The sequence below is a fragment of the Microbacterium sp. P2_F9 genome, assembly GCF_056403635.1.
Map to the genome: position 1 here is coordinate 1 of NZ_JBFUFC010000119.1, position 11,746 is coordinate 11,746.

Below are 11,746 nucleotides of genomic sequence, written 5' to 3' on the forward strand. Positions count from 1 at the left end.
GCCGTGGTCGGGGCATCCGCGTTCCAGCCAGACGCTGCCGTCGCGCACCGCGAGCCATCCGGAGAGGCGCCGGACCTCGGAGAGCGCCCGATCGGGGTCTTCCTCGTGGCAGTGCGGGCAGAAGGCGTTGACGTACCGATGGATCCGGTAGTCGCGCAGCGGCATGCCGGTCCCGGCAGTCTGAGTCATGCGCTCAAGATAGTGCGGGCCGGGATGCCGGGGCCAGAGCCGATGCAGAGATGCATCGGCGCGTCGCGACCTACTCCTCGGCTTCGGCGTTCTCGCCGTCCACGGGTGCCTTCGGCAGGCCTCGCAGCCGGTCGTCGCGCCATTCCTGGCAGGTCTCCTCGCCGCGGGCGATCCGCTCCTCCCGCTGCCGCAGCTCGACTCGGCGGATCTTGCCCGAGATCGTCTTGGGCAGGTCGAAGAACTCGAGGCGCCGGATCCGCTGGAACGGGGCAAGGTGCTCTCGCGCGTAGCTCAGGATGTCGTCCGCTGTGTCGGATGTCGGCTCGAACCCCGCGGCGAGCACGACATACGCCTTCGGGACGGCGAGCCGAAGCTCATCGGGCGCCGGCACGATCGCCGCTTCGACGACGGCCGGGTGCTCGATGAGCACGCTTTCGAGTTCGAATGGGCTGATCTTGTAGTCGGAGGCCTTGAACACGTCATCGGTGCGGCCGATGTAGGTCAGGTACCCGTCGGCATCCCGCGAGGCGATGTCGCCGGTGTGGAAGTAGCCGCCCCGCGTGGACTCGGCGTTGCGCTCGGCGTCGCCGACGTAGCCGGTCATCAGGTTGGTCGGCTGCTTCGAGAGGTCGATGCAGATCTCGCCTTCGTCGGCTTCCACCCCGGTGATGGGGTCGACGAGCACGATCGGGCAGCCGGGCAGCGGGCGACCCATGGCGCCGTCCCTGACGACGCCCCCGGGTGAGTTGGCGATGACGGCGGTCATCTCGGTCTGCCCGTAGCCGTCGCGGATGGTGAGCCCCCAGTGCCGGCGCACCTGGCCGATCACTTCGGGGTTCAGCGGCTCGCCCGCCGAGATCGCCTCGCGGAGCACGCCGGCTCCCAGGGGCAGGTCTGCTTGAATGAGCATCCGCCAGACCGTCGGCGGTGCGCAGAATGACGTGATGCCCTCGGAGCGGATGGTCTGCAGCATCCGCTCGGCGTTGAAGCGCTCGTAGTTGTAGACGAAGATCGTCGCCTCGGCGATCCACGGTGCGAAGAAGCAGCTCCAGGCGTGCTTCGCCCACCCCGGCGAGCTGATCGCGAGGTGCACGTCACCGGGGCGCAGGCCGAGCCAGTACATCGTGGTGAGGTGACCGATCGGGTACGACGCGTGGGTGTGCTCGACGAGCTTCGGCCGGCTCGTGGTGCCCGACGTGAAGTAGTGCAGGAGCGGTTCGTCCACCCGCGTGCCGGGGTGGTCCTGTGGTGTCGCCGGGGTCAGGAAGGCATCCTCGTACGACGCCCACTCGGCGGGGCCCGCTCCGATCCGGATGCCGGTGACCGGTGTGCTGATGCCTTCGAACTTGTCCGCGTGGGCGCCGGCGGCGATGACATACCCGACCGAGCCGCGTATGATGCGGTCGTCGAGGTCGGCGCCGCCGATCGCGACCGTCGTCGGCAGGATGATCGCCCCGACCTTGATGAGCGCGAGCATCGATTCCCAGAGCTCGACCTGGTTGCCGAGCATGAGCATGACCGAATCGCCGCGCGCGACTCCGAGCGACTTCAGCCAACCGGCGAGCTGGTCCGACCGGGTCGCCATCTCATCGAACGAGCGGACAGTTCGGCTGCCGTCCTCTTCGACGATGATGAGCGCTGGGGCGGTGTTGCCGCGGGCGATGACATCGAACCACTCGATCGCCCAGTTGAAGGCGCCGTCGATCTCGGGCCAGCGGAACTCCGCCAACGCCCTCGGGTAATCGTCGCGGAGCGAGACGAGCTGGTCGCGGGCGTCGCGCAGAAGTGCGGTGGGGGTGCTGGACATGGGGTTCCTCATCATCGAGACGTGATGGAACCATCCTCCCCGATCAGAGGCCGAGGTACTCGAAGCGCCGGAGGATCGCGGGCTCGTCCTGATCGGGCAGCGGTTCGACCCCGATGACCCGGCCGGTGAACCCCCCGGCGACCTCCGTCGAGAGGTACCGGCCGTCGAGTGAGGCGATCGGCTGGAATCCATCGGCGCCGATCACCCCGAGTTCGAGCGTGTCGGTGGTCGACGTCATCCCGAACATGCCCTGGGCCGGCGCGCTCGAGCGGATCGCGAGCGTGACAGTCGACCCCGCCGGCGCGTCGGCTGTTCCGAGCACCTGGTCGAATGGCCCGACCACGGCGCGAGCCGAGACGGCGCCGCCCGTCGACTCGACCGCGACCCAGTGTGCATCGTCGGAGCGCAGCACGAGCCGGGCGCTGCCCGACGCCACGGTCGCCTGCGCTTCCCACGCCGAGTGCTCGACGCGGGTCGCGAGCAGAGGGCGGTGGTCGAGAGATTCCGGATGCCGCACCTCGATGCCGCCGCCGGGTGCCGGGCTCGTTATCGACGCCGGGTGCACGCCCGGCGCGATCCAACACAGGTCGAGCGCGGGCGACGAGAAGTCGTCGTCGAGGTCACTCGACCACGGCGGGACCTCGAATGCCGACTCGTCGACGACGGGCCAGTCGTCTTTCCACTCGACGCCCGCGAGGAAGGTCTCGCGCCCGTTCAGGTGGAAATGGGGGCTCGGGCCGACCGGGCGCACGCCGAGGTAGACCATCGCCCAGCCGTCCGCCGTCTCGACGAGGTCGGCGTGCCCGGTGTTCTGCACCGGGTCGATCGTGCTGCGGTGGCTGAGGATCGGATTCGCCGGATTGCCCTCGTACGGCCCGTCGACCGAGCGCGACCGCGCGATCGTCACGGTGTGCCCACGTTCGGTGCCGCCCTCGGCGAGCAGCAGGTAATACCAGTCGCCGCGGCGGTAGATATGCGGTCCTTCGGGATTCGCGAGTCCGGTTCCGCTCGAGATGCCGCGGGGCTCGCCGAGCAGTTCGCCGGTCGCGGGATCGAGTGCGACCTGCATGATCGGCAGACCGCCGTCCCAGCCGCCGGCCCATGTGAGATAGCAGGTGCCGTCTGCGTCCCAGAAGAGATCCGGGTCGATGCCGAGAGCCCCTGTCGTGTACACAGGGGTCGTCCATGGGCCGGCCGGGTCGGTGGCCGAGACGATCAGATGCCCATCGCGCACCCGGTTGATGTTCGTCGTGATCATCCAGAACCGGCCGTCGTGGTGACGGATCGTCGGGGCGAAGATCCMGCTGCTGCCGGCCGACGACGGCAGCGACAGCTGGTCCTCGCGATCGAGCACGTTGCCGATGAGCTCCCAGGTGACGAGGTCGCGGCTGTGGAAGATCGGCACCCCCGGCAGGTACTCGAAGGACGAGTTGACCAGGTAGTAGTCGTCGCCGACCCGGCAGATCGAAGGGTCGGGGTGGAACCCGGGGATGATCGGTGTGGCGCTCATGTCATTCCTTCTCGGTGGGGCTCGCGTGCTATCGCACGGCGGAGAAATCCGGCTCCCGGCTCAGTCGCGCCAGGAGCCCATCCACTCATCCCAGTGGGGTCCTTCGCTGAGCGCGAGGCCTGCGCGAGCCTGCTCGTGGAGGCCTCGCATCGCGAAGTCGAGGTAGCGGAGGTGCAGGGCGTCGGCCTGGGCCCGCGGCAGGGGCAGCGCCGGGCGCAGGTGCAGGAGGAGCTGCATCACATCGGCGGCGGTGAAGCCCTCAGGCAGCAGGACGTCGGAGCGGTCGCGGGCGACCAGCGCGTCGAGGCCGACGCGCAGCTCTTCGGACGAGGCTTCCAGTTCTGCCGAGAACGGTGCGCCACCCCGTGAGGGCTGCAGGATCGGACCGGTGGCGCCGGTGATCTGCCGAGCGAGGAAAGTGGCCACGGCCCCCGCAGGCGCCGCATCGTCACCGGCGGCGACTTCGCGGGCGAGCAGGGCCGCGTCGCTCACAGCGTTCACGCGGAGCGCCTCGACCAGAGCTTCCTTCGTCGGATAGCGGCGATAGATCGAGGCGACGCCGACGCCCGCCTGGCGGGCGATCTCGGCCATCGAGGCGTCCTGCCCTCGAGCGGAGAAGACCTCGCGCGCGGCCGCGAGCACGGCGGAGTCGTTCGATCGAGCTTCCTGCTGTCGTCCGGGCAGACGGCGATCGGGGGCGACGGGCTCGGGCATGACATCAGTGTAGACAGTGCTACGGTTATATCGGAACGGAAGTTCCGTTCCGATATCTTGAATTCCGCACGACAGAGAGCGAACCCCATGTCCCTCGCGACCACCGTTCTGGAGCCGGCCGCTCCCAGCGTCCCCGCAGTCAGCGCAGCCCCTGCTTCGCCCGACCTGCGTCACCCCGGCCGGTTCACCTTCGCGCTCAGCGCGGCGGTGCTCGCGTTCTCACTCATGCAGACCCTCGTGGTGCCCGCGCTGCCGACGATCGGCAAGGAACTGGGCGCGAGCAGCCTCGGCACGGGGTGGATCCTCACGGCGTTCCTGCTCGCCGGTGCCGTCTTCTCGCCCGTGGTCGGCAAGCTCGGCGACCGCTTCGGCCACCGCCGGGTCATGCTCATCTCGATGATGGTGTTCGCCGCCGCGACTCTCCTGGCCGCTGTCGCCCCGAACCTCGGCGTGCTGCTCGCGGCCCGCGCCCTTCAGGGCGTCGGCACCGCGACCTTCCCGCTCGCCCTTGCGCTCGCGCGGTCGACCCTGAAGGGCCCGCGGCTCGCGGCGGCATTCGGCTGGATCCCCGGCATGATCGGGCTGGGTGCCGGTCTCGCCCTCGTCGTCGGCGGGATCGTCGTGGACGTGCTGTCGTGGCGGTGGATCTTCATCCTCGGCGCGATCCTGATCCTGGTGGCTGCCGCGATGGTGCTCGCCTGGGTGCCCCGCGGCTCCGCAGCGATCGCCAGCGGGCCGATCGACTGGCCCGGCATCGGGCTGTTCGCGGGTGGCCTCGTCGGTGTGCTGCTCGCCGTGTCGCAGGGGGGCGCCTGGGGTTGGACCTCACCGCTCACCATCGGCGTGGGCGCCGCGGGCATTGTGCTGCTCATCGCGCTCGTCCTGGTCGAACTCCGCAGCGCAGCCCCGGTGGTCGATGTGCGCACGTTCCGTCAGGGGCCGATCGCGCTGCTCAGTCTGCTCACCGTCGTCGTCGGCTTCGTCCCCTATGTCTTCTACATCGCCCTGCCGCTGCTGATGCAGGCACCGGCCGGCACGGGGTACGGCTGGGGGATGAGCGTCACCGCCTCGGCGCTGGCGATGCTCCCGAGCGCGGTCCTCGTCTTCCTCGGCGGCCGGCTGACGCCGGTGCTCGTCGCTCGCGTGGGCGGCGCCGTCACCGCCGTCCTCGCCGCCGCGGTCATGGGTGTCGGAGCGGTCGTCCTCGCGATCTGGCCGACCATGCCCGTCGTCGTCATCGTCGGCTTCGCCGTTCTCGGCCTCGGCAACGGCATCGGCTATGCGATCTGCGCGCAGCTGGTCGTGACCTGGTCGCCCGCGAACGAGACCGGTGCCGCCACCGGCTTGAACAGCGTGGTGCGCACGATCGGCTCGGCGGCCGCGGCTCCGGTCGTGAGCGCGGTGCTGGCTGCCGGTGCCGTCTCGGCCACCGCGCCGACGGCCGCATTCTCACTGGCCTTCTGGGTCGCGGCCGGTGCGAGCGCCGTCGGGGCCGCGGTGGCGATGGTGCTGGTCTCGAAGGCGCGCATCCGCGTCTCGTGAATCACACCAGCATGACGATGTCGGAGATCACCCACTCGCCCTGCACCAGGTCGATCGTGTAGACCCAGTATTCGTCGATGAGGACCGGTGCGTCCAAGGGCTGACCATCGGCGTCGGTCAGTGAGTCGAAGGTCTCGTGGGACTTGATCTCGAAGCGGGTCGCTGAGGGCCGTTCGATGTCTGTTGCAGTGAACGCGAAGTTGGCGACCCCCGCGCTCCACTCTCTCGCAGCCGGGCCGAACGCGGCGCATCCCGAGAGGCCATACGAGTCGCGCAGTCCCTCGGTGGTCGTGCTCGCGTAGGCGACGCAGTCCGCATCGCTCCATGCCTGGTTGTAGGCACCCATCGTCTCGAGCGCCGCACGTTCGTTCGTGTTGTCGGCATCGTCTTCGGCCGCGGCCTGGTCGTCGCCTTCGGCGATCAGCCAGGTGCCGTCCACGTCGACCAGGTGATACCGGTAGGGGGCGCCGGACTGGTAGGGCGGATCGAGCGGATTGCCGGCCTCGTCGGTGTCGAGCGTGCACACCTCCACCACGTCGAGCTCGATCTCGGTGTTGTGCACATCGAGGCTGTCATGGAAGCGGATGTCCTCCTGGTGCACGTCCATCGGGCAGTACGCGTTCTGATCGGCGATGTACTGCTGGAAGGTCGCGCAGTCCGGCCATTTCATGGTCTCCCGATAGCCCGCCGTCGTCGAGGCCATCAGAGCGTCGCAGTCACCGGTCGAGTAGGCGGACTGCCAATCGACCATCAGTCGGTCGACCGCCTGCTGCTCCTCGGCGCTCACCAGCCCTTGCGTGCGTCCGCCGGTGAGATCGTGGACATCCTGGATCTTCCAGGCGCCCCCCAAATGCACGAGATGGAACCGGTAGTCGAATTCGACCGGAACGGGGGATGGTACCCGCTCGAAGTTCTGGTCGATGAGACTGTCGAACTTGACGTGCACCAGCGCAGCGATGGTGGCACGACCCGTGCCGCCGATGGATATCGGTGTGAACTCCATCGGGTCCATGATCTCGGAGCGGCCGTGCGCCCGGTTGACGAAGGTCTCGCAATCGGGAATTGCGAGGTAGTTCCGGAATCCGGCGGTGGTGACTTCGAAGAAGGCGTCGCAGTCGGCTTCTGCGAATGACGCATCGTACTGCGCGATGGCGTTCATCACCTCTGCGGTGTTGTCGCCAGAGGGCGACGGCGACGGCTCGGCGGCTGTCGCTGTCGCGGGGATCGTGGTGAGCAATCCGGTGCATGCGAGGAGTGCCGCAGCGGCGAACGCCCACCGTGAGGGATGCCGCGGCGCGCGGCGACGATCGTTCCAGCCCCCAGAGCCGCCCATGGCCGGATCATAGACCCGATTACCGCATGTCGTCGATGAGCCAGTCTTCGCCGTCCGCGACGACGATGTACACCCAGTCGATCGACTCCGCACTCGGCTCGTCGAGCGGGGTGCCCTCTTCGTCGAGCAGGAGAGTGTATGTCTCGGTGGTGCCCACGAGGATCGTGCCGCCCTCCTCCTGGACATCGACGAGCGTGACCGTGTAGTCGTCCGCCGCCACGGCGAACGCCTCCGCCTGGCTCTCGAACGCCGAGCAGTCCGTGAGACCGGACTGCGTGCGGAATGCCTCGGTGGTCGATGACATGTAGGCATCGCAGTCGGCATCCTGCCATGCGTCGTTGTACAGCTGGGTGGCGGCGACTGCCGCCTGCTGGTCGGCCGTCAGATCGCCTCCCGCCCCCGCGCCCTGACCGAGCAGCCCGACGAACAGCCGCGGAATGAATACCGCGGCGAGGATGAGCACGCCGAGCACCACGACCCCGAGCACCGCCCACACGATCCACAGCTTCGACTTCGTCGGCGGGATGGGTGCGGGGGGAGCGACCGGGGGCGAGTCAGTGACCGCGGACCCCTGCGGCGCGAAGCCGCCATCGGCCGGCGGTGGGACATCCACATGGGTGTCGGTGCCTGCGGGAGCGACGTGGTCCGTCCAGCGGGCACCGTCCCACCAGCGCATCGTGCCGTGACCATCGTCGTACCACCCGCTCGGCGTCGTCCCCATGCGAGAAAGATAGCCCTCGAGACGATCGGCTACGAGATCGGTTCACCGAAGGCTTGGTCGCCTAGGCGCCGAACTCGCGGTACTTCTTCGGCAGCCCCGCCACGACGAGTTCGTAAGACCGGTCGATCGCCTCACGGAGCTCGTCTGCCGGGATGCCGCCGCCGGTGTTCAGCGAGTTCCAGCCTGACCGGCCGATGTACGCCGAGACCCGCGCATCCTCCGGATACCGCGCGATCCACTCGTCGGCTTCGTCGCGGGTCGTCGCGGCCTTGACCCCGATCGCGTGCCCGTCGCCGAAGAAGGCGAAGATCTTGCCGCGCTCGCCGGGCCCCACCTTGAAGACGACGTCGCCTTCCCAGGGCTGGTCCTCCCAGGCGCCGGGCTTCGCGGCGCAGTATGCGTAGACGTCATCAGGGCTCACGGCGCCAGTATCGCCCACCCGCGCGCGTCGCCGTAGGAAAAGTTGCTACTCAGTGTTGCCAACTACCGGTACTTAGTGTTACCGTTTACCAGTAGTCAGCAACACCGAGTAGATAGGAGGTGAGTCGTGGGAAACCAGATGACGGAGATGCTCAAGGGCACTCTCGAAGGCATCGTGCTCGCGATCCTCGCCGAGCGCTCCGCGTACGGGTACGAGATCACGGCCTGGCTGCGGGAGCAGGGCTTCTCGGACATCGTCGAAGGCACCGTCTACGCATTGCTCGTCCGCATCGAGCAGCGGGGCTTCGTGGATGTCGAGAAGGTTCCGTCCGAGAAGGGTCCGCCGCGCAAGGTGTACTCGCTCAACGCGACGGGCCGAGAGCAGCTCGGCGAGTTCTGGGGGACATGGAGCTTCCTCGCAGAACGCATCGAACAGCTCCACCAAGAACAGACGAAGAACAACCTCGACGAAGGGGAGAAGTAATCATGGCCGCAAAGTGGATCGAGTTCCTCACCGGATCGCTCGATGACAAGAAGGCATATCGGCAGTACAAGGCCCGGATCGCGGCGCTGCCCGAGCCGTACCGAACGGCAGCGAATGCCTTCGAGCGCTACTTCATGTACAACGGCGGGATCACCGACGGCGACCCTGCCGTGATGATGACGATGCTGAACGACTTCGCCGACCTGTGGGAGCGGGCCGCCGCCGATGGGACGCCCGTCGACGAGATCGTCGGTGACGACCCCGTCGAGTTCGCCGAGGCCTTCGCCGCCGCCTACTCGGGCAAGCGCTGGATCGACAAGGAGCGCGCCCGCCTGACCGACACCATTCAGGGACTCAGCAAGGAGGACGGACAATGACCACGGATGCCGCGATCCGCGTCAGCGGAATCGAGAAGTCCTTCAAAGAGGTGCACGTGCTGCGTGGCGTCGACTTCGACGTGGCGCGGGGCAGCATCTTCGCCCTGCTCGGCTCGAACGGCGCCGGCAAGACCACGGTCATCCGGATCCTGTCCACGCTGCTCAAGCAGGACGCAGGCACCGCGAATGTGCACGGCTTCGATGTCGCCGCACAGGCGCAGGACGTGCGCGAATCGATCAGCCTCACCGGCCAGTTCGCGGCCGTCGACGAGATCCTCACCGGACGCGAGAACCTCGTGCTGGTGGCGAAGCTGCGACACCTGAAGAACCCGGGCAAGATCGCGGACGACCTGCTCGCGCGCTTCTCCCTTACGGATGCCGGGGGCCGGAAGGCCGCGACCTATTCCGGTGGCATGCGCCGTCGCCTCGACATCGCGATGAGCCTCATCGGCAACCCGCCGGTCATCTTCCTCGACGAGCCGACGACGGGCCTCGACCCGCAGGCGCGGATCGAGGTGTGGCAGACGGTGAAGGAGCTCGCCGGCCGGGGCACCACGGTGCTGCTCACCACGCAGTACCTCGATGAGGCGGAGCAGCTCGCCGATCGGATCGCGATCCTCCACGAGGGTCGGATCATCGTCAACGGCACGCTCGCCGAGCTCAAGAAGCTGCTGCCGCCCGCGAAGGTCGAATACGTCGAGAAGCAGCCCAGCCTCGAAGACGTCTTCCTCGCCCTCGTCGGCGACGCTTCGACAGGCTCAGGGACCGAGATCAAGGAGCGATCATGACCACCACGCACTTCTTCGGCGACACCACTGTCCTGACCGGACGGTCGCTGCGCCACATCCTGCGCAGCCCCGACACGATCATCACGACTGCCGTCACCCCGGTCGCCCTGATGCTGCTCTTCGTCTTCGTGTTCGGCGGCGCCATCGACACCGGCGGGGTCTCGTACATCGACTACATGCTCCCCGGCATCCTGCTCATCACGATCGCGTCGGGCATCGCGTACACCGCATACCGGCTCTTCCTGGATCTGCAGGGCGGCATCTTCGAGCGCTTCCAGTCGATGCCGATCGCCCGAGCGAGCTCGCTCTGGGCGCACGTGCTGACCTCGCTCGTCGCCAACATGGCGTCGATCGTGATCGTGGTCGGCGTGGCCTTGATCCTGGGCTTCCGCACCGGCACGAGCGTGCTCGGCTGGCTCGCGGTAGCCGGCATCCTGATCCTGTTCACCCTGTCTCTGACGTGGATCGCCGTGATTGCCGGCCTGTCGGCCAAGACCGTGGACGGTGCGAGTGCGTTCTCGTACCCGCTGATCTTCCTCCCGTTCATCAGCTCGGCCTTCGTGCCCACCGACACGATGCCCGCACCGGTCGCGTGGTTCGCTGAGAACCAGCCCGTGACGCCCATCATCGACACGATCCGCGACATCTTCTCCGGTCAGCCGGTGACATCCGATATCTGGGTCGCACTGGCCTGGTGCGTCGGCATCCTGGTCGTCGCGTACTTCGCGGCGATGGCGATCTACAAGCGCAAGATCAGCTGAGCCCAGTCCGAAAGCCCTCCCGCGGTGCGCAGTGCACCGCGGGAGGGCTTCGGCGTTAAGGTCGGCATCATGGAACCACTCGCCCCAGGGATGCGGCGCATCGGCAAGGTCATGAGACGCCTCCCCGGGTCGTCGGTGGCTAAGGCGACGCCGGAACAGATCGACCGATCGAGCGGCGCCGGAGCCCCGGAGGCGATCGCGGCGATCCTGATGGGATCTCGCCCGAAAGGCGTGACGAGCGAGGATCGCAAGGTCGACGGAATCCCCATCCGCGTCTACACGCCGGAGGGTCCCCGCGCAGCGCGACCGCTGATCGTCTACTTCCACGGTGGCGGGTTCGTCTTCGGCGATCTCCGCGGGGCCGACTGGATGTGCGGCACCGTCGCGAAGGACCTGGACGCGATCGTCGTGTCCGTCGGCTACCGGCTTGCGCCGAAGCATCCGTTCCCCGCCGGCGTCGACGACTGCTGCGCCGCGCTGATTTGGGCCGCCGGGCACGCGACCGAACTGGGCGCCGACGCGGCGCGGATCGGCGTCATGGGGGAGTCGGCCGGCGGCAACCTGGCCGCGGTCGTCGCACTGATAGCGCGAGACAACGGTGGCCCCGGCATCCGCCACCAGGCGCTGCTCTATCCGGCGACCGGGGGCGGAGACACGGCGTCGCGCCGCGCGAACGCGGACGCCTTCATCCTGACCGCCGCCGACATGAAGCGGTTCGGCGAGCTCTACGCCGGTGACGATGCGGATTGGCGGGTCTCACCGCTCAAGGCCGAATCGCTGGCCGGGCTGCCTCCCGCCATCGTGATCGTCGGCGGGCACGACCCCCTGCACGACGACGGGGTGCTGTACGCCGAGGCGCTGCGTGCAGCCGGCGTCGAGGTCGAACTCATCGAGTATCCCGCGATGCCCCACGGATTCCTCAATTTCCCGCGGTTCGCGCGCAGCGCCGCGCCCGCGATGGCTGCCGTCGTCGCCGCGCAGCGAGCCGCCCTTCGGTAGGTCGCGGCGGGGTCGACTCGACCATTTGGTGGAGCGCTCCCACGGCCGCTAGCGTCAGCAAGATGGACCTTCATCTGGCAGGCAAAGTCGCGGTCGTCACC

The 11,746-nt window shown here is 68.1% G+C and carries 12 protein-coding genes and 1 pseudogene; 6 read left to right on the forward strand and 7 right to left on the reverse strand.

Annotated features, from left to right (window positions below; translation table 11 throughout):
• The 4 genes and pseudogenes from AC1DVT_RS12895 to AC1DVT_RS12910 all read right to left on the reverse strand — a co-directional run.
• A pseudogene (locus AC1DVT_RS12895) lies at window positions 1–189 on the reverse strand (radical SAM protein); the annotation flags it as partial.
• A 70-nt stretch (window positions 190–259) separates the two neighbouring features.
• Window positions 260–1,996, reverse strand: coding sequence for an AMP-binding protein (locus AC1DVT_RS12900; RefSeq protein ID WP_477389448.1), 1,737 nt, complete (start codon window positions 1,994–1,996; stop codon window positions 260–262).
• A gap of 43 nt (window positions 1,997–2,039) precedes the next feature.
• The gene (locus tag AC1DVT_RS12905; protein WP_477389450.1) at window positions 2,040–3,506 is read right to left on the reverse strand and encodes a glycoside hydrolase family 43 protein; all 1,467 of its coding nucleotides are present in this window, start codon (window positions 3,504–3,506) and stop codon (window positions 2,040–2,042) included.
• A gap of 60 nt (window positions 3,507–3,566) precedes the next feature.
• Window positions 3,567–4,220 carry a TetR/AcrR family transcriptional regulator gene (locus AC1DVT_RS12910; RefSeq protein WP_477389452.1) on the reverse strand — a complete coding sequence of 218 codons (654 nt, stop codon included), beginning with the start codon at window positions 4,218–4,220 and terminating at the stop codon, window positions 3,567–3,569.
• An 87-nt stretch (window positions 4,221–4,307) separates the two neighbouring features.
• Here AC1DVT_RS12910 and AC1DVT_RS12915 point away from each other — a divergent pair, with 87 nt between their 5' ends.
• The gene (locus AC1DVT_RS12915; protein ID WP_477389454.1) at window positions 4,308–5,762 is read left to right on the forward strand and encodes an MFS transporter; all 1,455 of its coding nucleotides are present in this window, start codon (window positions 4,308–4,310) and stop codon (window positions 5,760–5,762) included.
• Between the two features lies 1 nt (window position 5,763).
• On the opposite strand, the gene AC1DVT_RS12920 is transcribed toward AC1DVT_RS12915, so the two are convergent.
• From AC1DVT_RS12920 to AC1DVT_RS12930, 3 genes are all read right to left on the reverse strand, one after another.
• Window positions 5,764–7,095: a hypothetical protein gene (locus AC1DVT_RS12920; protein ID WP_477389456.1), complete on the reverse strand. Its 1,332-nt coding sequence runs from the start codon at window positions 7,093–7,095 to the stop codon at window positions 5,764–5,766.
• A 19-nt stretch (window positions 7,096–7,114) separates the two neighbouring features.
• Entirely contained in the window at window positions 7,115–7,816 is a 702-nt protein-coding gene (locus AC1DVT_RS12925) for a DUF2510 domain-containing protein (protein ID WP_477389458.1), read from the reverse strand.
• Between the two features lie 61 nt (window positions 7,817–7,877).
• Window positions 7,878–8,237: an MmcQ/YjbR family DNA-binding protein gene (locus AC1DVT_RS12930; protein ID WP_477389460.1), complete on the reverse strand. Its 360-nt coding sequence runs from the start codon at window positions 8,235–8,237 to the stop codon at window positions 7,878–7,880.
• Window positions 8,238–8,363: 126 nt separating this feature from the next.
• Here AC1DVT_RS12930 and AC1DVT_RS12935 point away from each other — a divergent pair, with 126 nt between their 5' ends.
• From AC1DVT_RS12935 to AC1DVT_RS12955, 5 genes are all read left to right on the forward strand, one after another.
• A complete protein-coding gene (locus AC1DVT_RS12935) occupies window positions 8,364–8,720 on the forward strand; it encodes a PadR family transcriptional regulator (protein ID WP_477389462.1) in 357 nt (118 codons plus the stop codon).
• Between the two features lie 2 nt (window positions 8,721–8,722).
• On the forward strand, window positions 8,723–9,097 hold the full coding sequence (locus tag AC1DVT_RS12940) for a DUF1048 domain-containing protein (protein WP_477389464.1): 375 nt from the start codon (window positions 8,723–8,725) through the stop codon (window positions 9,095–9,097).
• Complete coding sequence (locus AC1DVT_RS12945) at window positions 9,094–9,885, forward strand: ABC transporter ATP-binding protein (RefSeq protein ID WP_477389466.1); 792 nt, start codon at window positions 9,094–9,096, stop codon at window positions 9,883–9,885. The genes AC1DVT_RS12940 and AC1DVT_RS12945 overlap by 4 nt, the downstream gene beginning before the upstream one ends.
• Entirely contained in the window at window positions 9,882–10,646 is a 765-nt protein-coding gene (locus tag AC1DVT_RS12950) for an ABC transporter permease (RefSeq protein ID WP_477389468.1), read from the forward strand. The genes AC1DVT_RS12945 and AC1DVT_RS12950 overlap by 4 nt, the downstream gene beginning before the upstream one ends.
• A gap of 69 nt (window positions 10,647–10,715) precedes the next feature.
• Window positions 10,716–11,645, forward strand: a complete 930-nt coding sequence (locus tag AC1DVT_RS12955; RefSeq protein WP_477389470.1) for an alpha/beta hydrolase — start codon at window positions 10,716–10,718, stop codon at window positions 11,643–11,645.
• Window positions 11,646–11,746: the final 101 nt, after the last annotated feature.